Below are 22455 nucleotides of genomic sequence, written 5' to 3' on the forward strand. Positions count from 1 at the left end.
GAACATGACTGACATCCTATGGGTGCCGGGAGAAGCGCAATCCAAGGGCAGCCTGTTGGCTGCCTTCATGGAAACTTATTGCCCGAAGGACTCGTACGAAGACCTTTGGCAATGGTCCGTCTCCGAGCGCGAGGCTTTTTGGCGTGCGGTATGGGAATTTTGCGACGTCTTAGGCGACTCTGGCGGCCGAGCCTTCGTCAACGCACCGCATCCGCTAGACGCACATTTCTTTCCCGAGGCGCGATTCAACTACGCCGAAACGATGCTGCGGGCCAAAGGGGCCGGAGATGGTGCTCCGGCTCTCATTGGCTATGGCGAGGACGGTTCCGTTGCGCGTTGGTCCTTCGGACGGCTGCGCGCTACAGTGTCCCGCCTGCAACAGGCACTGTCAGCGGCTGGCGTAGGGAAAGGCAGCCGGGTTGCGGGCGTGCTGCCAAATATCCCGGAAACCGTCGCGCTGATGTTGGCGGTGGCAAGCCTTGGGGGAACATGGGCCTCTGCCTCTCCCGATTTTGGTTCCACGGCTCTGATGGACCGGCTGGGACAAATCGCGCCAAAACTAGTGTTTGTCATAGACGCCTATGACTATAATGGCGCGCGCTTCAGTTGCTCAGACCGCATCGAGTCTTTGCGGTCCGGGCTTGGATCCGAGGCGCATGTCATTCCGGTTCCGTTTGTTGTCCCGCCTGAGGCAGAGGCAGGGCGACTTGAAAACTTTGTCGCCGACCACGCGCCGTCAGAAATTGCATATGCGCTGACGGGGTTTCGCGATCCGCTGTTCATCTTGTTCTCCTCCGGTACGACTGGTCTGCCCAAATGCATGGTGCATTCCGCGGGAGGCGCCCTGATTCAGCACCTGAAGGAGCACCAACTGCAATGCGACATCCGTCCGGCTGACCGATTGTTCTACTACACGACCTGCGGCTGGATGATGTGGAACTGGCAGGCTAGTGCGCTAGGGTCCGGTGCGACGCTTGTACTTTTTGATGGCTCACCGGTCTATCCTGATGTGGGGCGCTTGGCCGCTATCTGCGCCGCCGAAAAGGTCACCCATTTCGGAACCTCTGCCAAATATCTTGAAGCCTGCGACAAGGCCGGCATCGCCCCTGGCATGACCAATGACTTAGGCGCATTGCGTGTGTTGCTATCCACGGGGTCGCCATTGTCGGTGGACGGTTTCAGCTATGTCTACACAAAGTGGAAACGGGATTTGCGGCTCTCTTCAATCGCCGGCGGAACGGACATTCTGGGCTGCTTTGTCGGGGGCAGCCCGATCAATTTCGTCATCGCCGGGGAGTGCCAGAAGAGGCAACTCGGCATGGAGGTGGCGGTGGTCGATTGCGATGGCGTAGAGGTTCCCCCCGGCACGGCGGGCGAGTTGGTCTGCCGTGGAGCTCATCCATCCATGCCCATTGGATTTCTGAACGATCCCTGTGGTCTACGGTACCGCGCGGCCTATTTCGAGCGCTTCCCTGGGGTTTGGCACCAAGGCGATCTTGTCACACTCAGCGTGCACGGAGGGATGGTGTTCCATGGGCGCTCCGACTCGGTGCTCAACCCGGGGGGAGTGCGGATTGGCACAGCCGAAATCTATCGCGAGGTGAACCGGATTGAGGGTATCCGAGATTCCGTTGTCGTCGGCCAGCAAGTGGACAACGACGTGCTGGTAATATTGTTCGTGCAGACCGAACCCGGGGTGGAACTTAGCGAGACGTTAATCGCCGAAATCAAGACACGGCTGCGCAGAAATGCCTCGCCCCGACATGTTCCGGCGCTCATCCACGCTGTTTTGGATATTCCCTATACCAAGACAGGCAAAATTTCGGAACTCGCGGTGCGCGATGTGGTGAACGGGCGCAGCCCCGGAAATCTTTCGGCATTGCGCAATCCCGAGGCGCTGGATCAGTTTCGTCTGTCCTAATGCCAGGACGGTCAGGAAGCCGTGCTCGGCACCAGGTGTACAGCCCGGCATTTGATGGATTGGATTGATGATGAATGCTCCGATTCTGATGTCCAGCATGTTATTTTTCGCGGAATGAGGCCCCTGTTTAGGGATGATTTTCGTCCCAACGGGCCCCTTTAACGTTGGGGAACATCAAGATGCCTCCGGCTTGATCGGAGGCATTTGTGTTTTGGATGTTGGTTGTGGAGACGATTGCAAGGATGACCGGCGGCAACGTGGCAACCCGCATCCCTTTCCGAATTGCGCGAACCTTTCAACACCTTGGAGGGCCTGTGTGGCAACCGCGATGTAATGTCCAGATATGTTATTTCGGCGTCGAATAACCACTGGCGGATCACTCGTGCGCACGGACTATGTGAAATCGGCCTCTCGGCCCTGAAGTTCGCGCCCGATGATGTGGAGACACGATGAAATCTTACAACCATTACATTGGTGGCCAATGGGTCGACCCAGCTGGCGGAGAGTGGTTCGACACCGAGAATCCCTATACGGGCGAAGTCTGGGCCCGCATTGCGCGCGGCACCGAGTCTGATGTTAGCCGAGCCGTCTCTGCGGCCAAGATGGCCTTCGAAGGCGAATGGGGTAGCATGAATCCCACCAAGCGCGGCAAGCTGCTGGTCCGGCTCGCCGAGCTAATCGAACGCGAGGCTCCGCGGTTGGGCGAGATCGAGGTGCGAGACAACGGCAAGCTGATCGCCGAGATGGGGGCACAGACGCGCTACATGGCGGAATGGTACCGTTACTACGGCGGACTAGCCGACAAGATCGAAGGCGCAGTGATCCCGACCGACAAGCCTGGCATCTTCAACTTTACCCGCTACGAGCCCTTGGGGGTCGTCGCCATGATTACGCCGTGGAATTCACCTCTCCTGCTACTGACATGGAAGCTTGCGGCCGCGCTTGCGGCCGGCAACACTGCCGTGGTGAAGCCATCTGAGTTCACCTCAGCCTCGACGCTGGAATTCGCGGAGCTCTTCGAAGAGGCGGGTTTCCCACCGGGAGTCTTCAACGTGGTCACCGGTTTTGGAGCCGAGGCCGGCGCACCGCTTGTGGTGCATCCCCATGTCGAAAAGGTCGCGTTCACTGGTTCGGACGTGGCGGGGCAGAAGATCTACGAGGCCGCGGCCAAGAAGATTATGCCGGTTACCCTGGAGCTTGGTGGCAAGTCGCCCAACATCGTCTTTGCGGATGCCGATATGGAGGCGGCCGTAATGGGGGCAATTTCAGGCATCTTCGCGGCGACTGGCCAAACCTGCATCGCGGGATCGCGACTATTGTTGCAACGCTCGATCCACGACGACTTTGTTAAACGCTTGGTCGAGGTTGCGGGGGAGGCGCGTATGGGCGACCCGATGTCGCCCGAGACGCATGTCGGTCCCATCACCACTCGTTCGCAATTCCAGAAAGTGTTGGACTATATCGGGATAGCTAAGGCCGAAGGCGCGACCTGCGTCTTGGGCGGCGGTCCCTATTCGGGCCCAAGCACGAAAGGCAGCCAGTTCGTCGCGCCCACGATCTTCACTAACGTGCGCAATGACATGCGAATTGCCCAGGAAGAGGTTTTCGGTCCGGTACTGTCGGTCATTCCCTTTGAGGACGAGGTCGAGGCCATAGCGATCGCCAATGACATCGACTTCGGCCTCGCCGCTGGGGTTTGGACCTCGGATATAGGCCGTGCCCTGCGCATGTCTGAACGGCTGCGCGCCGGTACGGTCTGGGTCAATACCTATCGCGCCGTCAGCTTCACCTCACCCTTCGGCGGCTACAAGCGATCCGGAGAGGGGCGCGAAAGCGGTAAGGAGGCGATAAAGGAGTTCCTTCAGGTCAAGTCCGTCTGGATCGCTCAGGAAGCCTCGACCCAAAACCCCTTCATCATCCGCTAGCTGCAGGCTTTCAGGTGTTATTCATCCAGTTTCGCTCCAGCGCTGATCGAGGCGGTTGAGTTCAAGGCCGGGCGCGGCAGCGCACGCACCATTGCCGCGATCCGTTTCCTTCGCGAACTGAACAGATTGTCAAACGGCATCCAAAAATTGGGCGCCGATATGGAGTGCGCCCCTTGGGGTGGACACTGTGTTGATTTCCACCAGGAACTGACCCTATCCGCTAATCCCGGGTCAGTTCCTCGCGGAAATCAACACCGTCTGGTATGCGAGCGAACGCACCTTGTCGATCCACACGATCTTCACCACCCGGCGCGAGGTCTTCTACTGGCTGGCAATCCTGTTCACGTTTTCGCTTGGAACCGCCGCCGGCGACCTGCTCGCCGAAACCTTCGCCATGGGCAATCTCGCCACCGGCCTACTCTTCGGCGACGTGATCGCCGTGATTGCGTTCGCCCATTACGTGCTCGGCCTCAACGGCATACTGGCCTTCTGGTTCGCCTATATCCTGACCCGGCCGCTCGGCGCGTCCTTCGGCGATGTGCTCTCGCAGCCCGTCGAATATGGCGGGCTGGGCTTCGGCACGGTCTACCCCAGCCTGATTTTCCTCGGCTGCATCGTGGCGATCGTCATCTACATGTCGGTGTCGAATACCGAGCGAGAGGAGGAGCTGGCGGCGGATGCGGAATAGCACCGCCGCGCGCGGCGCTTGCCTCTTTCCGTCCCGATGGTAGCTTCAGACGAACGTGAAACAGGCACCCCGGACCGCCGCATCCATGCGACTTCTCATCGTTGAGGACGACCGCAAGACGGCCGACTACATCGTCAAGCGCTTGAGCGAAGCCGGGCATGCCTGCGATTGCCTGGCGGACGGCCGCGATGGCCTGTTTGCGGCCACGCGGGAGAGCTATGACGTGATTGTGGCCGACCGCATGATCCCGGGGCTCGACGGTCTTTCCATGGTCAAGGCGATCCGCGCCGCAGGCGTACGCACCCCGATCCTGTTCCTGACATCGGTCGGCGGCGTCGATGACCGCGTCGAAGGGCTGGAAGTCGGCGGTGACGACTATCTGGTCAAGCCGTTCGCTTTTTCGGAGCTGTCGGTACGCATCAACGTGCTTGGCCGCCGGCCCCCTGCACAGGACCAGTGAACGACGCTCAAGGTCGCCGATCTCGAGATGGATCTGCTTGCCCGCAGGGTGACGCGCCAGGGTCAGGTGATCGAGTTGCAGCCACGCGAATTCAGGCTGCTTGAGGTGCTGATGCAGGCGGAGGGCCACCATCGCCTCGCCGAAGTCGGCTTGCGGGTCGCCGGGCGGATGCGCCAGCGGCACGAACACCTCCTGGCGACACTGCTCCCGCTCGCGCATGTAATCCTTGATGATCGTGTAGCCGCCGGCGAACCCGCACTCGTCTCGAAGCCGGTCGAACACCTGCTTGGCCGTGTGGCGCTGCCTGCGAGGCACTTGTCTGTGCTCGTCCAGCCATCCATCAATGGTCGCGACGAACGCATCCAGCTTGGGCAGTCGGATCGTGATTGACGCTGATAGCCCGGCGGCGTCGAATACGACAGCATTTTGCGAACCGTGTCGCGCGATATGTTGAAATGCTTCGCCGCCTGACGCCGGCTCATCCCTTCAGAGCAGGCCAGACGGACCTTCAGATACAGTTCCCCGGTGTAGATCCCCTAGCCCTCCCGCGCTCGTTGCAGAAGGAAAATAGGTGGACGACTTTTACGCCGCCCGCAGCCGGACTATCCCACCGCTACCGTGGGCGGTTTTTGCACCACGGTATCATTTTGAGACGAGCAGCGGTGCGCGAACGCAAAACCACTCTTCGAAAATGCCCTACAGAACCGGACCGGAATGGGAGCGATCAACAAGAACACGCTGGTGCAGCGATATGGTTGCTGTTCACTCGAAAGAGACGAAGCCGTTGGGGCGCACTTCATCGATATCCCATTCGATTATTGTAATCTCACGCCACGTGGAACGCGATCCTGCTGTTTCCTGCTGCTTAAGACGTGCCATGTCGCAGCAGCAGAGCGATGAGCTCGCCTTGCCGGCTGGTGCCGGTCTTGTTGAAGATATTGCGCATATGAAAGGCAACGGTCGTGCGGGAAATGCCGAGCTCGACGGCGATCTGGGCCAGAGTCTTGCCCCTGGTGAGGGATGTGGCGATACGGATTTCCGCCGGGGTCAGGCCGAGGGAAGATGCGGCCGCGGCATTGGCTGCATCAGTTCTTGCCGAACGGATGCGCTTGATCTGGCGCAGCCGCGCGTCGAGCGTCGCCAGAAGAAGATCGTAGTTTATCGGCTTGACCAGATAGTCGTCGGCGCCAAGGCGCTTGCCGTCGACGATCTGGCGCGGATCGGCAAGTGCCGAGAGGAACACGAACGGGGTTTCGGCATGGCCCAGGCCGCCAGCCCGAACCTTTTGCAGCAGGTCATAGCCATTGAGGCCCGGCATGGAGATGTCGCACAGGATCAGGTCGGCCGGCGCCCTCTCCAGCCGGGCGAATGCGTCTTCGCCGTCACGTGCCTGGATGACCTCATAGCCTGCCTCGGCAAGTTCGTCGGCGATATCACGGCGCAGCGCATCCTCGTCCTCGACGCATAAGATGACGGGTCGCCGTCTTGCTCCGGGACTGCTCATACCGCTTCCGTCCGAAGGGGGGCGAGGAGGGGATGCGCGGGCAGGGAAGGCTGCCCATGCCGCGGAAGCAGCAATGCCAGCCTGACCAGGCCGGGTCCGGCGGATTGCAGCCGCACATCGCCGCCCTGCAGGCGCGCGAGCGCCCTTGCCATGTAGGGGTCGGAACAAGAACTGCTCAAAATCGTACGCTAAGACCGGACTGAGCAGGAACTTTATGCGGCACGTCGTAGTGCAACCGGGAGGCGGAGCGACCTGAAGCCTTCCGGAAGATGTTGCTCGCTGTCCCAAGTGTAGATGCCCGTCAGGTTGATATGTTGAGATGGACGGCTCCTGCTCCAACCGCTGTGCCATAGTGGCGTGCGGGTAGAAAACTGGAGGAGCAGTTGATGAAAACGATCGCGACGATTGGCCTTGATCTGGCGAAGAATGTTTTTCAGGTGCATGGTGTCGATGATGCCGGAAACGTTTTGGTTCGGCGGCAACTTCGGCGAGCTGAGGTGCTACGGTTTTTCAGCAGCATCCAGCCTTGCCTTGTTGGCATCGAAGCGTGCGGCAGCTCACATTACTGGGCGCGGGAAATCGAAAAACTCGGCCATACTGTCAGGCTTATGCCGGCTGGCTACGTGAAGCCGTATGTCAAAAGGGGCAAAACCGATGCCGCCGATGCAGAGGCGATCTGCGAGGCCGTGACACGACCAACAATGCGTTTTGTTGCTGCCAAGTCTGCCGAGCAACAGTCTGTACTGATGATGCACAAGGTTCGCGAGCTTCTTGTCCGCCAGAGGACGATGCTGATCAATTCATTGCGTGGGCACTTAAGCGAATTCGGCATTATCGGAGCTGGCGGAGCAAAGAACGTGCCCAAGCTTGTCGAACATTTCCACGAGATGCAGAGCACATTGCCTGAAGTGGCTCGGACAATCCTATGGGCGATAATCGATCAGCTGCGGCGCTTAGGCGCCGAAGTCGTAAAGATCGAAAAGAAGATCGTCGACGCTGTGAGATCTGACGCCGCAGCAAGGCGCCTTCTCTCAATACCGGGCGTAGGGCCCATAACGGCGAGTGCGATCACCGCGGCGTGGCGGACATCAAGAACTTTCTTCCGGACGGCGCTTCGCTTCCTGGTTGGGATTGACACCAAGACCGCACAGCTCCGGCGGAAAGGAACGCACAAGCGGCATCAGTAAGCAGGGTGACGGATACATTCGAAAGCTATTGGTTGTCGGTGCAACCGCAATAATTCGTTTCGCCAAAAATGGGAGCAGCGCCAGTCACGATTGGGCTGTGAGCCTGATGGATCGAAAGCCGGCACGCGTCGTAACGGTCGCACTTGCAAACAAAACAGCGAGGATCATCTGGGCGCTGTTGATACGAGAACAGCGGTATATGAAAGCCGTCACGGCTTAAGTGAGATTTCGGGCGTATCATTACGTCCGAGATGGCGGAGAGGTGCTGAAATGTGATGATCGAGCCGGTCGAACCGGAGACGAGGAAAGCCCCTGGGAGCATTGAGCTTCAAAGCTCGATGATGTGTTTGGGACCTTGTCTGCGGACTTCATCATGGCCAGCGACCAGTGCGGTCGCGCGAGTAGGCCGGACACATGATTGCAATCGACCGCGAGATATCACATGAATCACCCCTGTGCCGCAGGAGCCGTCCACACATGCTCCCAACTCAGCGGCGAGATATGCTTGAGCAGATGGTCCGGAATCTCACGACGCGCGTTGCGTAAATGGGTGACGGCCCGTTCGAGATAGACAGTGTTCCAGTGTACGATTGCACTGACGACGAGGTTGAGGCCGGAGGCGCGGAACGCTTGGCTTTCGAACGATCGGTCCCGGATTTCGCCACGCTCGTGGAAGAAGACGGCGCGCTTGAGCTTGTGCGCAGCCTCACCCTTGTTGAGGCCGGCCTGACAACGCCGGCGTAGCGCTGGGCTCGAGTACCATTCGATCATGAAGAGGGATCGCTCGATCCGGCCAAGTTCCCGTAGCGCCCTGGCGAGCTGGCTTTCCTTCGGGGATGCTGACAGCTTCTTCAGGATCGTGGACGGCACCACGGCGCGCGTCGTGATCGACGCCGCCAGATGGAGCAGATCGTCCCAATGGTCGAGAATCAGAGTGGCGTTGATCGGTGCCCCGATGTGGTTCGACAGCGCCGGGTATGTATCGCCTTTCTCGAATGTGTGGAATTTCCGGTCCTTGAGGTTGCGCAGCCGAGGCGCAAAGCGTTTGCCGATCAGGGTGAACAGTCCGAAGACATGGTCGCTTGCACCGCCCGTATCGGTGAAGTGTTCCTGGATGTCGAGGATCGTGTCCTGATCGAACAGCCCATCGAGCACATAGGCGGCCTCGCTTTCGGTCGGGCTGATCGGCAGGATGCTGAAATAGCCGTACTGATCTGACAGATGGCTGTAGAACTTCGAGCCCGGCTCGCTGCCGTAGTGCAGATTGACGTCGCCGCGCTTCGCGGCTCGGTCGCTCGCGCGGAAGAATTGGCCATCAGATGATGCCGTCGTGCCATTGCCCCAAAGGCGAGAATGCGGATGGCGGCTGTGTGCGTCCGTCACGCAGGCCTGCGCCGCGCGGTAGGTCTCGGATCGCGCATGGAATGTGCGCATCCAGCCGATCTGGTGAGCGCTGATCCCCTTCGATGCGCTCGCCATCCGCTTCGGACCGAGGTTGGTCGCATCGGCCAGCACGCCGGCCAGCATTGCCGAGACATTTCTTGGGATATCACCGGTGCGGACGTGCGTGAAGTGGTCGGCAAAGCCGGTCCAATCGTGAACTTCCCTCAACAGGTCTGGCACCTCCACCATTGGATACATATCGCTGATTTCGGCATTGAGTTCCTCGGCTGCAGCGGGAACCTCGCCGGCGATTGGCGTGACGATCAACGTGCCGGCCTCAAGACGAACACCTTCGAGCTTTCCGGACCGTGCTCTGTGGGCGAGGCGCTTCAAGTTGAAGTCGAGTATCTGGCGCGCTTCGGCAAGCCACTGCGCGCCATCAGCTTGGACGCCCAGTCCAAGGCGATCCCCCTCTTTCATCGTGGTGAATGTCGACCGCGGCATAAGATGCTCGTCGATCGGTCGGAAGGATCGACTGCCGTTGACCCAAACCTCCGCGGATCTAAGCCGGTCCCGCAAAGCCGCGAGCGTCGCAATCTCGTAGAGACGGCGATTAGGCTTTCCCTGTTCGAGGATGAGCCGACGATCAGCTTGCCTCAAGTGGGTGACCGGGACGCGATCCGGGAGTGTCCGACGGCTCTCGGCATACAGGCGTTTCAGCAGCGAAACTGCCGCAAGAAGCGGATCGTGTCGCCGCGCCGATTGGAACGTGAACGCCTGCAGGAACGCACCGGCATACTTGTGGACGGTCGCATATTGCTCGGTCGCCAAGGTCAACGGCGACGCCTCGTTGTCCTCGATCATCGATTCGAGCTCTGGCTTCATGCGGAGCAGCCGATGCCAGCCGACCTTCTGGTCGAGAACCTCCAAAGCATTCCTTCCATAGTCGTTGGCGGACTGCAGGGCAGTGATCGTATCGAGGAACATGCGCAGAGCCTTGGCGGTATCCGGCCTGCAATCCATGTGCCGCTGCTTCTTCCGGTTATTGGCCTGAGAAAACAACCGACCCATCAGCTTGATGAACATCGAGACTGCATCGTCGGTGAGCTTCTGGCCGAGCTTGATAATCTGCGCCACGATCAAGGCGTGCCGGCGACTGGCGTTGAAGTCATTGGCCAGCCAGGCCGGCGTGGCGTTGCCCTCACGGATCATCTGGTCCCACCGTCCCGACGGGACACGAAGCTGCAAACTCGGGTCGATCTCCAGCGTCCGCAGGAATGCAACCCGTTCAATCAGCCCGACTAGGTTGGATGCACCCGGCGCTTCCGGTGCGGATCGCAGCCAATGAAAGCGCGTCTGGGCGATGGCCGGGTCAACCTCCAACAGCCTATCCAATAATGGAAGCTTATCGAGCGGAATTTCTTCGATCAGCACGCTCTCTGCCCGACGACGAGCAATCGAGCGGCCCGCGAGCCCTATTCGCTCGATCGTCTCGGTCACCGGAAGCAAGGAACCGCGTTCCCGAAAAGACGTGGCGATGGCTTTCGCAATCCCGACGCTGTCGTCGGATATCGTTGCCGTCTGAATCGCAGCCAGCAGCGCCGCTCGACGATCTTGTGCCGTCGCGCTTCTCCTATCGAGATACGCCATGAGGCGCGCCGCATGGTCGCGACGGGTCTCTTGACGGCGCGCATAGAGCGCGAACGTTCCGAGGTCGGCGCCGACCTGATCGGCAACATACTTTAGCATTGCGCGAGGCGGGGTCTCTCCAGCCGCGAGCACTCTACCCGGGTGGCGCATCAGGCAAAGCTGAACAGCAAAGCCGAGCCGATTGTGTTCTCGCCTGCGGAGGTCAATCTCAAGCCTGTCAGCCGACGACAGCGAATAGTGTCGGATCAGGCTGTCCTCGTCGGTCGGCACACTGAAAAGCTTTTGCCGATCTTGATCTTTGAGAAGCTTCCGTCTGCGCATCGCCCGACTCCATCACAACACTCGATGGAACGATGTCAAAATGGGCGGCGCATACGTCTTGCCTTGGCTACCTATCCACAGACATCAATTGCACTACCGCCAATATCTCACTCGGGTTCTCGCTCCGTTCGCCTTAGCGTACGATTTTAGGCAGTTCTTGTTCCGACCCCATAAAGGCTGAGGGACTGGCTTCCGCAGTGGGGAAATTGACATTGCTTGGCGATCACAGCGGCAGTGCCGCATGGGAGGACTGGCACAGGGTCGCCGGACTGCCGTTCAGGGCACGCGAGGCAATACTGACGATCCCCGATCCAAATGTCCGGGTGCAGGCCGTGATTGACGGTCAAGGCATCGCGCTAAATGACGAACTGGTCGGCCCAGAAATGGACGCAGGTCGTATTTTCCGGCTATCGGACCATCAAGTTGATGAGTACGGATATTTTCTCGCGTACGAACCGGGCGCCATGACCAACCCCGATGTGGCAGCCTTCGCTCAATGGCTTACTTCTATTGGGGATAGGCCGCTAACAGACGCAAGTTCAACTTGGTAACATCGGTTCGCGGTGGACATGAAGTTGGTGCAGGGATCCGTTGCGGCCGCAATTCGGGCTGTGAGGATGTTCGTCATTACGTCTTCACAGATGGGCTTCGAGCGTCCACCTCCAAGCATCCGAAAAGGGACAACACAGCCGACGGGTATTGCTGTCGCTGATAGAGCGCAACGAGCGAGCCCTCAACCGGCGCCCGAGGCTCCCCTTGTCTCGGCCCATCTTCGTGGCGGCGCCACTCGTCATTGGACACGGCAGTGACGCATTTGTTAATAGAAAAGCGGTGTTTAACCGCGTCGAAGACTGCTGGGTGCTTGAGTGAAGTGGTCACGAAAACATTTTGAAAAATGCGACGATGAGGTGAAGCCGCAAGTGATCGCCACCTCCAGCACGGACATATCCGTCAATTCGATAAGTTGGCGCGCCCGCGCCATTCTAAGCAAAAGGTAGTATCGCATCGGCGGCGTCTGAAGGTGGCGAAGAAAGAGCCGTTCGATTTGCCGGCGAGAAAGGCCTTCCAGCCGCGAAATAGCGCCAAGCGACAACGGCTCATCTATGGAATTTTCCATCATACGAATGATACGGATTAGTCTTTCGCTTGCGCCGTTAAAGCGAAGCCCAGGTGGAGTTGATTGGTAACTTTCGCCCTCGCGCCATCGATCAGCTGTGAGGAAGCGGCAGACCGATCGCGCGACATCGGCACCACATCGGCGTTCTACCAGGCTGATCGCAAGATCAAAGGCCGCGAATTCACCGGCACAAGTAACTATTCCTCCCTGCTCAACGAAGAGGGCGTCAGTGAGTTTCAAGCCGTCAAATGTCTCCGAGAACGCCGCCATCATGTCCCAATGGATGGTGCAGCGGGTGTCTGACAACAGACCGGCCGCAGCGAGGATCCATGCGCCGGTGCCAAGTCCATAAAGCCTCACATTGCGACGGGCACAAAGGCGTAGAAGCGCCACCAGCGGTCCTGATTGATAGTGTTCGATCCCCTCGCCCGTGCAGATCGCGATGCCAGCTGGTAAACGATTCGATTTCAGAAGCTTGGCTTCCTCCCCAAGACTTGCGTCCACGCAGACCCGGACGCCGCTGGCGCACACAACAGGAGTGCCGTCGTCGCTTATCAATTTCCAACGGAACTGCTCTCGCCCGGACAATCTGTTTGCGTACAACAGTGGACTTATGAACGACGATAGGCATAGTTGTGAAAATCCCGGAGCAAGGACCAACAGGAATTCCATCGTTCCATCAGGCAAAGACTTGGAGGGGATGGCATCTAAATTTTCGCTATCCGATCTCTGCTCGAAGACAAGTCGTTTGTTTACTACGTTCATTCGGTCATCGCTTTAATTCGGGTGGCATATCGACGAAAGGACACCTTCGTTTCCTAATCTCCAGCGAGATGCGCATCCAGCGGGTGCGGGGGAGAGAGAGCGCGCCGCCATTTCCAAGGATCGGCTCGGCCCATCCGAGCAACGCCTCGTTTTCTTAATCGCACGAAAGGTCGGGCCACCGATCTCAGCCCTGGAACATGACGTCTAGCGTTCAGAAGGGCCTGTGGTGTGGCTACTGGCTTTGATAACCATTGCTTCTCTCGCTGGGGAGCCTGTTGTTGCCTTGGAGGGGCGCCGGGCATGCCCGGCAAGGCGCCTGACCCAAGCTACAAGATCGCAGGCCAGTCCATAAGCTGGCGGTGATGGATAGCGCACCGATTTCCCATCACAGACCGTGATGTGCATCGAAAAATCATGCGGGAAGTAAAGCATGGCAATCAATTCCTGATGATATTGTGCTGTGATCCGGTTGGAAGCCGGTGATGTTTTCGGCTCTATCTTGGTTGACGATGAGTGGGTCATGCTCGCGATTGCCGCAGGCGCCTGGCATGCCTCGGGGCATTTGCTATCGGCTCCATTCTAGGACACCGGCACCGTCATAATAGTGGCACAGCCCCCGAAGCGTGGCCATAGCCGAAGGAACGGCATTTGAGCAAATCCCATTCGCCGCGCCAAAAGAGATCAGTGACAACACCACTGCAGTTGTTACCCTTCCCCTTTTTTGACGAGAGGTTCGGGATTTTGAAAAGCCCGGGGCCTTCGCCGTAGAGATGGAGGTGGCCCCAGCAAATCTCGCTGCTGTGAGATCACGCGACGCGCAAGCCTGCTCACAATTTCGCTTGGTTCGGGCGCGGAATGCGATGTGCTATATCGGCGATGTCATGTCTGGATGGCGCCCGTTTGGCAATGTGATTTTGGATGAAGATTGAGCTTTGCGGGTCGGGTGCAGTCATGTCTCCGGCCTGTTTGTGCGGCACGATACGACCGCTGGCCCTGATGTTGTCCGCTTGAGCCGATCCCTATCACGTTATCGCGCTGTTGTTGCGCAAGACATCGCCGCGGGTTCTTCAGTTCGTGCGGTCCATTCCGCTTTCGCTGTCACATCATACCATCGTCACTCCGCCAACTGTTTTGCCCGAAAGGGCGCTGTCGTGATTAAGGCTGCGTCATACGGAGTACAGCGGTCGATCAGCGGAAAAGGTTTGGGTCGAAAGATCCAAATCAAATCACGATTAGTCACAAATTATCGGCAACACACATGCACTGGAGCAGGTCCGCCCGCTGACGATGCGCTCTAGAAAGGCCGGCGCTCGGCAGCATTCTTAACGAGGAAGGCGGTTCCGGACCAGCTCTCTCCAAAAGGCGGCGCCGATGGGCAGAAGCTCATCGTTGAAGTCATAGTCAGAAGCGTGCAGCGGTTGACCATGCGACCCATCTGTGCCGTTGCCCATCAGCAGGAAGCAGCCAGGAACAGCGGCCGAGAAATGGGCGAAGTCTTCCGAAAAGCTCATTGGCGGGCGGTCAGCGTCAGTCTCCAGCCGTAACGTGCGGGCGGCACAGATGACAGCCTTGACCGGGGTGGGCGCGTTGATTGTTTCAATGAACTCGGTATTGAAGCTCATGGTCCCGGTGACGCCATGGGTTGCCGCGACGCCATCGACGATCTGGCGCATCAAGCGTTCTACGACAAGGCGGTCTTCCGGCAGGCGCGTCCTTACATCACCCTTGAGTGTCGCATGGCCAGGCAGGACATTGCGTTGCCCATCGGTCAGGAATTCGGTCACGGAAACGACTGCGCCCGTGCTCGGCGCGAGTTTTCGCGAAACGATTGTCTGCAGCGAAAGGACCATCTCGGCCCCCACGGTGATGGTATCGACACCCACATGAGGCATCGAGGCGTGCCCTCCCTTGCCGGCGATCTGTATCTCGAAGAGGCTCTCGGAAGCACAAATCTGGCCCAGGCGCGTAGAAACATGCCCCATGCGCGCACCGGGTAAGTTGTGAATGGCATAAACTTCATCGATGGGGAAACGCTGCAAAAGTCCATCTTCGATCATCGCCTGCGCGCCGAGCCCATGTTCCTCGTTCGGCTGGAAGATGAAAACGACGGTACCGCTGAAACCGGGATTGTCGCTCAGAAGTTTAGCCGCGCCGAGAAGCATCGCCATATGCCCGTCGTGGCCACAGGCATGCATCACGCCTTTGTGTCGCGAGGCATAAGGCATATTGCCCACCTCGGTGATGGGCAGTGCATCCATGTCTGCACGTAAGCCGATGCTGCGGACGCCGTTCCCACACTGAAGAATGGCGACGACGCCAGTATCTCCGACACCTTCGTGCACTTCCAGCCCAAATGAGCGAAGAATCTCTGCGACGCGTTTTGCGGTCTGATGTTCCCCAAATCCCAGTTCAGGCTGAGCGTGAAATTCGTGCCGCCAGTTTGTCATAGCGGATTTCAAAGCGTTGTCACAAAGTTCGCTAGCCATGTTCGGGTCCTTCCGAAACAATTATCAAGGAACGGCTTTCGGCACCTGGCGCACATTCAGCAAGGCCGGCCAAGCCGGCGGCCCCGCTGGGGGTCGTAGCGAAACCATGGTGCGCAAGGCGGGCGGCGGCAGCTTCAGCGGCCTCGTCGGTTATGGTCACGAAGACATCGGCATCGCCGCGCAGCGATTCATAAGCAATTAGCGAGGCGTTTTTGCAGTCAAGACGGCCCATGTTCGAAACTGGCCCGGCACCTGCAACCAGTTTTCCCGCAATGATGCTGTCTCGGAGGCAGGCTGCGCGATCCGGTTCCACCACTATGATCTGCGGTTGCTGAGGCCAGACTTCGCGTATATTCGCCGCTACGGCAGCGGCGAGCCCCCCCACGCCGGCTTGTAGAAACACATGAGTCGGCCACGCTCCACTTTTCTCGAAGACACTCCGGCATTCGTCGGCGAGTACAGTGTACCCCTCCATCACCAAGGCAGGTCGATCCACGTAGCCGGGCCAGGAGCCGTCGGAGAGGTGTAGCCAACCATTGTCGTCAGCGATGCGGATCGCGTCTCGCACGCAATCGTCATAACTACCCCCCTCGATCACTTCCGCGCCGGCGGCAGCAATGCGCTCTGCAAAACCGGAAGGCGCAGTTTCAGGCAGCAAAACCACCGCGCGCGCGCCGAATATCCTGGCGCCTGCCGCCACCGACAGGCCATGATTTCCGGCACTGGCCGTGATGAAAATCATAGATTTTGCGTGCTCGCGCGCCAGCATTGGACAGCTGGCTCCGCTCGCCTCGCAGATCATCTGAGCTACCGCGAAAGCTCCACCTAGCGCCTTGAAGCTTCCCAAACGCATCCGGGCCGCCTCGTTCTTGACGAAAATTCCTCCAACCCGAAACTCGCGCGCAAGCCCCTCGACCGATCCTAGCGGCGTTGCGCCATGAACCGGACACTTTGCCAGCAGGGCGAGCGGCCTGTCCGGAAAAGCGCAGAAAGCGCGGCCCATCGGCAGATTGGCGCGGAAATGGGCATGGGAAGGCATCGGCTAACCTCGGTACGCTTTATTTGCCGCTAGGATGATGTGGTTACGTCAAAATTTCAAGTGAGCGTGATAGAAAATATTTACATTCCATGATTTTTTGATAGGGTCACGTCATGAGCCAGCTGAATTCGAGTGATTACGCCATTTTGGAAATGCTCCAGTCGAACGCCCGAGTTCGAATGGAAGACATTGCCAGCAAGACGAGTCTTTCGGTCGCAACGGTGCAGCGTCGCATCAAGGCGTTGAAATCGGAGGGCGTGATCGCCAGCGAGACGGCCGTGCTCCAGCCCGAATTGGTGGGCTTCGGCATGACATTCCTTGTCATGGTCGAGCTTGAGCGTGAACGACTGTCTGAGCTCGAGCTGTTTCGAGAGCGGGTTTGTGCCGAGCCGCAAATTCAGCAGTGTTATTATGTAACGGGAGAATTCGATTTCGTCATGATTGCGCTTTCGCAGGATGTGGAGCGCTTCAAGCGACTGACGCATCGGCTGTTTTTCGACAATCCGAATGTCAAGCGCTTTCGTACATCGCTGGTCATGGATCGCACCAAGGTAAGCCTGTCGGTGCCTTTGGAGGCAATGAACGGCACCGGCGAGGGGTCCGCAGAATAATAATAACCGTTGCGACGCTGACCGGCGCTCGCATCGAGACTACCTGGCTCCAGGATTGGGCGGTTCGGCATCAAGGGAGGATGATCCAATGAATGGCAATCTAAAAAAGACTTTTCTTGCCGCGGGCATTGCAGTCGGCATGACTGCCGTGACGGCGCAGGCAGGGCAACTGACGGACCGGATCAATTCCGGTGAAAGCATACGCCTTGGCTTTGCGGTTCAGCCGCCTTCGGCCTATCCCGGTGACGACAATCAGCCATTGGGTTTTGCCAATGCAATCACCGTCGGCGTCTTGAAAAAAATGGGTTACTCCAATATCGAGCCGATCGTGACCGATTGGGGTGGGATGATCCCCGCGTTGGCGGCAAACCGTCTCGATATTGTCACCGGAGGCATGTACATTCTTGGTAGCCGTTGCAAGAATGTCGAATTCTCCGAGCCGATCGCCAGGCAGTATGATGGGTTTTTCGTCCTGAAAGGAAACCCAAAACACATCAACGACTACGCCGATATCAAGGATTCCAATTCCATTATGGTTGCCGCTGCCGGCTATAATAATATTGAAGCTGCAAAGAAGGTCGGCGTGCCTGAGCAGAACATCATGGTCGTTCCCGGCCCCACCGAAATGCTTGCCGCAGTACGATCGGGCCGCGCGGATGCGGGCGCGCTGCCTTTCGTCGAAGTCGAGCACATCGTCGCGGAGAATGCCGACATACTCGATGCGACAGATCCGACTTTGATGCCGGATTGGACGATTAACTATACCGGCATAGCCTTTCGACCCGACGACCGTGATTTTCTAAAGAAATTCAATGTGGCGTTGGCGGACTACTTAGGGACGCCGGAGATGCTCGATGCTGTCAAGGACTACAGCTATACGGCGCAGAATTTGCCGGGTGACAAGACGACAGCGTGGGCATGTGAAAATCGCTGATGGCAATCCGAGACAATCGAGTTTGCGAGTGGCCATGCTGAGGCGTGGCCGTCATTTCCAATGGAGGATTCAACGATGTGCAATCTGAAGAAGATTCTGCTTGCTGCTGGCATTGCAATAAGCGTGACCACCTCCGCCCTTGCCGGTCCGCTATTCGACCGCATCAAGGCTGGTGAGAGCATCCGTCTCGGCTTTGCCGCCGAGCCGCCATTCGCCTATCCAGGCGATAAAAACCAGCCGTTGGGGTTTGCCAATGCGATCGCGATCCAGGCGCTCAAAGAGATGGGCCATGACAATATAGAGCCTGTTGTAACGGACTGGGGCGGGATGATCCCCGGCCTCAATGCCGGCCGACTCGATATCGTCACCGGCGGTATGTATATTTTGAAGGAACGCTGTGCGAACGTAGACTTTTCAGCGCCGATCGGTCGTTTCGGCGATGGCCTTATCGTTCCCAAGGGCAACCCCAAAGGGCTGAAGAACTATGCCGACATCAAAGCCGGCGGGGCCGTCATGGTAACGGGAGCCGGCTATAACACCATTTCGGCTGCCAAGTCGGAAGGGATTGCCGAAGGCAACATCATGCAGGTTCCAGGTCCAACCGAAATCCTGGCGGCTGTCCGTGCCGGACGTGCCGACGCGGGAGTGTTGCCATTTCTGGAAGCGCATCGGCTGGCGACACACGAAAGCGATACGATCGAAGCGACAGACCCAACTGCGATGCCGGACTGGACATTCAACTGGATCGGGCTCGGTTTCAGAAAAGACGACGATGACTTTCGACAGGCTTTTGATGCGGCACTTGCCAAAGTGATAGGTACGCCGGAAATGCTGGCCGCCGTTGAAAAGTTCGAATATGTTCGCGAAAATCTTCCCGGCGACACCAAGACCGATTGGGTGTGCGCCAATCGCTAGATGCCGATGAAATCGGATTGAACCAATCCGATTTCATAATCATGATCGATTGGATGCGGGCGGAAAACCGTTACACAGTTTTCCTCATCCCGCTCTAGTGGAGTGAATTTGACATTCGCGACCCCCACATGGCCGCGAGTTCGTGACGCGAATGTCAAATTCGAAACTCCACTAGAGACATATACTTGCTAGTGGTTCTTTTGCTTGTAACATTCGCGGCCAAACCGGTCGAACTGGGATGCGAATGTTAGAAGCAGACCACTAACGAAAGAGAATGGCGGATTTCAACTGCGATTAAGTTACCGGCCCGCTGGAGCGGTTCATAGTGTGACCGAATCGTTGAACCGCTCTAGCTCTTTATTTTTTACGCAATTCCGGATGAAAAGCCGTTCACGCTTTTCCCGGAATTGCTCGAGCCTTGCGGCGGTGACAGTAGGGAGCGTTTGGTTGGGTGAAGGCGTTATGGGCTATCTTGATTTCCTGAGTGGCAACGTCGATCGCCTGTATTGGGGGACGCTGACAACGCTTGCCCAATTCGTACTGGCCTCCGGTGTGGCGATTGTCCTTGCCTTCGCGGCCGGTCTCATGCTGCTCGCACAAGGAAAAATCGTGCGGGGGCTGGCTACAGCTTATGTGGAGCTTTTTCGGGGCACCTCACTCCTCGTGCAGCTCTTCTGGATATTTTTTGCATTGCCGATTTTCGGTTTGACACTGGACAAATTCGTCGCAGGGTTCGTTGCGGTTGGGCTGAATCTTGGCGCCTACGGGGCGCATCTTGTCAAGGGCGCCATACTTGCCGTGCCGCGCGGCCAGTGGGAGGCGGCGATCGTCATCAACATGTCACCGCTTCGTAGGATGATTCGTATCATCCTTCCGCAGGCGATCGTCGTGATGCTGCCTGCTTGGGGCAACCTGCTGATCGAGCTGCTAAAGGCGACTGCCTTGGTGGCGCTGATCTCCGTCACGGATTTGATGTTCGAAGTTCGCCAGATCAATAATCAAACCTTTCAATCGGCCCAGGCCTTCGGAACGGCTCTTATCGTCTACTATCTGATCGCCCGCCTCGTGGTTACACCCGCAATGCGGTTCCTGGAGCACAGGATGGCGCAGCGCATGGGAAATAGCTAACAATGACGGCCTGGGACTGGGAGTTCGCGATCGATATTCTGCCCCGGCTGCTGCACGCTGCCGGCTACACTATTCTGGCGGCAATCGGCGGCTATCTGATTGCAACGTTGCTCGGACTTGTGTTGACGCTGCTCCAGCGCACCGGAAGCCGGATCCTGAGCCTCATGGTCCGGGAATTCGTGGAGTTTGTGCGCTCGACCCCGCTGGTTCTACAGATTTTTTTTGTTTTCTATGTCGGCCCTCAGGTTGGATTGCGTCTCTCGCCCTGGACGGCAGGGATGATTGCGATAGGAACGCACTACGCGGCGTATCTATCCGAGGTCTATCGCGGCGGAATCGAAAGCGTGGCGAAGGGGCAATGGGAAGCCGCGACGGCGCTGAATCTTTCCACATACAAGACCTATAGAAGGATCATCTTGCCGCAGGCGTTGCCTACCGCTCTAGGCGGCATGGGTAACTATTTGGTCGGCATCCTGAAAGACACGCCGATGCTAGCGGTCATCGGCGTGACGGAACTGCTTCACGCCGCGACGTCGATTGGGGCCGAAAGCTATCGTTATCTTGAGCCCTATACGATAGTAGGGCTGATATTCCTTTTGATCTCTCTGCCGCTGGCAGGACTGATCCGCATCGCCGAAATATGGGTCCGCAGAAAGCTGGGGTTGAGCGTATGACTGAAGATCTTTCAATGTTCCCGCTGAGGCTCGAAGGGAACAACGCCCCAATGGTCCGATTTGCCAACGTAACCAAGAAATACGGTTCCCTGACAGTGCTGGATCGGCTCGATTTGGACGTCACCACTGGTGAAATGGTCACCGTCATCGGCCCATCAGGATCAGGCAAGACCACCGTCTTACGAGTGCTGATGACGCTGGAGCAGATCAGTGGAGGTGTCATCTATGTTGATGGCGAACCGATGACTCATATGGAGAAGGACGGCAGACTCGTGCTCGCAAACAAGGCACATCTGCGACGGGTCCGCTCGAAGATCGGGATGTGCTTTCAACACTTCAACCTATTCCCGCATATGACTGCACTGGAAAACTGTATGGAGGGGCCGGTACAGGTCCTTAATTTACCGCGCAAGCAGGCACGCGAACGCGCCGAAACCCTTCTCGAACAGGTCGGCATGGCCGATAAATGCAATCATCGCCCGGCGCAGCTTTCAGGCGGGCAACAACAGCGAGTGGCAATAGCCCGTGCTCTGGCGATGCGACCCAAGGTTATGCTGTTCGACGAGGTCACCTCCGCGCTTGATCCCGAAGTGATCGGCGAAGTGACCAATGTGATTAGGTCACTTACCGCCGAGCATAATCTTACGATGCTGATGGTCACCCACCAGATGGGTTTTGCAAAGGATATTTCTGACAGGGTCTGTTTTTTTTACAATGGGCGGATCGAAGAGCAAGGCACGCCCAAAGCTCTTTTCGAGAACCCACAAAAGCCGCGTACCCAACAGTTTCTCAGCGCGGTTCGTGAGGCGATTTGAAAGAAATGCCTACGTCGCTCAAGAGGTTGTGAATCCCCTCCGTCATGGTACCGCTTCGCCAGATTACGAAATAGCTGCGACCGGTCTTCAGCTGATAGTCGTAAAGCGGGATCAGGCGCCCAGCCTCGATCTCATAGGATAGTACTTCGGGGCATCCGAGTGCGATCCCCTTGCCACGAATTGCAGTGTCAAGTGTGCTGCTGTAAGACCCCAGATTGACCCTTGGGGCGCGAATGAATTCCGTGTGCCCAGTCAGTTCCACGAAGTCAGACCAATTGATCCATTTCGGTGTCAGTTTGTCGAAGTCGAGAAGCGGCGTCTCACCCAACCGGTGTTCCGCCCCGCGCAGAAGAGGCGATGCAACCGGTAGCCAGGTCTCCTCAAACAGGGCCAGTCCACCCCAACCGGGAGGAATATCCGAGCCGTAATAGAGGATGGCGTCTATATCAAGCGCCAATAGCTCCGCATCCTTGTCAGACGATGTCAGTGTGACCGGAACGGGGTCGTGCCCGAGCAGATATTCGTTGATGCGCGGCATCAGCCAGAATTGCGATACCGCGACGTTCGCCGCCAGGGACAGCCGGGTTCCTCCAGTTGTGCGACTCAAACGTTGCAGGCAGGTGTTTAAATAATCCAGCGCCTCAGCTGTAGTCGCCGCAAGCGATTCCCCGTGTTGGGATAGTCCGATGTTGCGGCCATGTCGGTTCACCAGCGTGATCCCCAGCCAGTTCTCGAGCACTTTCACACGTTTGCTCACTGCAGCTTGGCTGACGTTCAGCTCTGCGGCGGCACGCGTGAAATTGCGGTGCCGTGCGGCCGCTTCAAAAAACAGAAGATAGTCAAGAGGCGGGAGTGTGCGGCGGTAGTTTTTCATAACTCCTGGTTATCATTACTTCTTAGGAAATGTCACTTTGAAAGTGCCGCAATCTTCA

15 protein-coding genes and 5 pseudogenes are annotated in these 22455 nt (G+C 57.9%); 12 read left to right on the forward strand and 8 right to left on the reverse strand.

Features of this window, described 5'->3' with window-relative positions:
* Positions 1-4 precede the first annotated feature (4 nt).
* From IG197_RS31695 to IG197_RS31710, 4 genes and pseudogenes are all read left to right on the forward strand, one after another.
* Positions 5-1921 (forward strand): acetoacetate--CoA ligase, encoded by a 1917-nt coding sequence (locus IG197_RS31695; RefSeq protein WP_192320813.1) that lies wholly within the window; start codon positions 5-7, stop codon positions 1919-1921.
* Between the two features lie 449 nt (positions 1922-2370).
* Complete coding sequence (locus IG197_RS31700; RefSeq protein WP_192320815.1) at positions 2371-3846, forward strand: aldehyde dehydrogenase; 1476 nt, start codon at positions 2371-2373, stop codon at positions 3844-3846.
* A 238-nt stretch (positions 3847-4084) separates the two neighbouring features.
* Positions 4085-4534, forward strand: a pseudogene (locus tag IG197_RS31705) (hypothetical protein); the annotation flags it as partial.
* A gap of 85 nt (positions 4535-4619) precedes the next feature.
* Positions 4620-5120 (forward strand): annotated as a pseudogene (locus tag IG197_RS31710) (response regulator); the annotation flags it as partial.
* Here the strand turns inward: IG197_RS31710 and IG197_RS36395 are convergent.
* Together IG197_RS36395 and IG197_RS31715 are read right to left on the reverse strand one after the other, a co-directional pair.
* Positions 5115-5476 (reverse strand): annotated as a pseudogene (locus tag IG197_RS36395) (IS21 family transposase); the annotation flags it as partial. The pseudogenes IG197_RS31710 and IG197_RS36395 sit on opposite strands and share 6 nt — an antisense overlap.
* Positions 5477-5859: 383 nt before the next feature.
* The gene (locus IG197_RS31715; RefSeq protein ID WP_192320817.1) at positions 5860-6498 is read right to left on the reverse strand and encodes a response regulator transcription factor; all 639 of its coding nucleotides are present in this window, start codon (positions 6496-6498) and stop codon (positions 5860-5862) included.
* Positions 6499-6884: 386 nt separating this feature from the next.
* Here IG197_RS31715 and IG197_RS31720 point away from each other — a divergent pair.
* Positions 6885-7905 (forward strand): annotated as a pseudogene (locus IG197_RS31720) (IS110 family transposase).
* A 254-nt stretch (positions 7906-8159) separates the two neighbouring features.
* On the opposite strand, the pseudogene IG197_RS31725 reads toward IG197_RS31720, so the two are convergent.
* Positions 8160-11039 (reverse strand): annotated as a pseudogene (locus tag IG197_RS31725) (Tn3 family transposase); the annotation flags it as partial.
* Positions 11040-11251: 212 nt separating this feature from the next.
* Here IG197_RS31725 and IG197_RS31730 point away from each other — a divergent pair.
* Entirely contained in the window at positions 11252-11590 is a 339-nt protein-coding gene (locus IG197_RS31730; protein WP_192320819.1) for a LysR substrate-binding domain-containing protein, read from the forward strand.
* A gap of 284 nt (positions 11591-11874) precedes the next feature.
* Here IG197_RS31730 and IG197_RS31735 read toward each other — a convergent pair whose 3' ends face one another.
* From IG197_RS31735 to IG197_RS31750, 4 genes are all read right to left on the reverse strand, one after another.
* Positions 11875-12921, reverse strand: coding sequence for a GlxA family transcriptional regulator (locus tag IG197_RS31735; protein WP_192320821.1), 1047 nt, complete (start codon positions 12919-12921; stop codon positions 11875-11877).
* 204 nt (positions 12922-13125) lie between these two features.
* Positions 13126-13443, reverse strand: a complete 318-nt coding sequence (locus IG197_RS31740) for a hypothetical protein (RefSeq protein ID WP_192320823.1) — start codon at positions 13441-13443, stop codon at positions 13126-13128.
* An 800-nt stretch (positions 13444-14243) separates the two neighbouring features.
* Positions 14244-15407 (reverse strand): amidohydrolase, encoded by a 1164-nt coding sequence (locus tag IG197_RS31745; protein WP_246765481.1) that lies wholly within the window; start codon positions 15405-15407, stop codon positions 14244-14246.
* Positions 15400-16446 (reverse strand): diaminopropionate ammonia-lyase, encoded by a 1047-nt coding sequence (locus IG197_RS31750; protein ID WP_192320825.1) that lies wholly within the window; start codon positions 16444-16446, stop codon positions 15400-15402. The genes IG197_RS31745 and IG197_RS31750 overlap by 8 nt, the downstream gene beginning before the upstream one ends.
* A 113-nt stretch (positions 16447-16559) precedes the next feature.
* Between IG197_RS31750 and IG197_RS31755 the strand changes: the two genes are divergently transcribed.
* From IG197_RS31755 to ehuA, 6 genes are all read left to right on the forward strand, one after another.
* Complete coding sequence (locus IG197_RS31755; protein ID WP_192320827.1) at positions 16560-17057, forward strand: Lrp/AsnC family transcriptional regulator; 498 nt, start codon at positions 16560-16562, stop codon at positions 17055-17057.
* A gap of 88 nt (positions 17058-17145) precedes the next feature.
* Entirely contained in the window at positions 17146-17991 is an 846-nt protein-coding gene (locus tag IG197_RS31760; protein ID WP_192320829.1) for a transporter substrate-binding domain-containing protein, read from the forward strand.
* 75 nt (positions 17992-18066) lie between these two features.
* The gene (locus IG197_RS31765; RefSeq protein WP_192320831.1) at positions 18067-18906 is read left to right on the forward strand and encodes a transporter substrate-binding domain-containing protein; all 840 of its coding nucleotides are present in this window, start codon (positions 18067-18069) and stop codon (positions 18904-18906) included.
* Between the two features lie 462 nt (positions 18907-19368).
* Complete coding sequence (gene ehuC / locus IG197_RS31770; RefSeq protein ID WP_192320989.1) at positions 19369-20034, forward strand: ectoine/hydroxyectoine ABC transporter permease subunit EhuC; 666 nt, start codon at positions 19369-19371, stop codon at positions 20032-20034.
* Positions 20035-20036: 2 nt separating this feature from the next.
* Complete coding sequence (ehuD, locus tag IG197_RS31775) at positions 20037-20708, forward strand: ectoine/hydroxyectoine ABC transporter permease subunit EhuD (RefSeq protein WP_192320833.1); 672 nt, start codon at positions 20037-20039, stop codon at positions 20706-20708.
* Positions 20705-21523: an ectoine/hydroxyectoine ABC transporter ATP-binding protein EhuA gene (ehuA, locus tag IG197_RS31780; RefSeq protein ID WP_305867826.1), complete on the forward strand. Its 819-nt coding sequence runs from the start codon at positions 20705-20707 to the stop codon at positions 21521-21523. Before ehuD ends, ehuA begins: the two co-directional genes overlap by 4 nt.
* Here ehuA and IG197_RS31785 read toward each other — a convergent pair.
* Positions 21498-22397: a LysR family transcriptional regulator gene (locus tag IG197_RS31785; protein WP_192320835.1), complete on the reverse strand. Its 900-nt coding sequence runs from the start codon at positions 22395-22397 to the stop codon at positions 21498-21500. The genes ehuA and IG197_RS31785 overlap by 26 nt on opposite strands.
* Positions 22398-22455 lie beyond the last annotated feature (58 nt).

The organism is Aminobacter sp. SR38, from assembly GCF_014843375.1.
In the GTDB taxonomy this organism is placed as follows: Bacteria; Pseudomonadota; Alphaproteobacteria; order Rhizobiales; family Rhizobiaceae; genus Aminobacter; species Aminobacter ciceronei.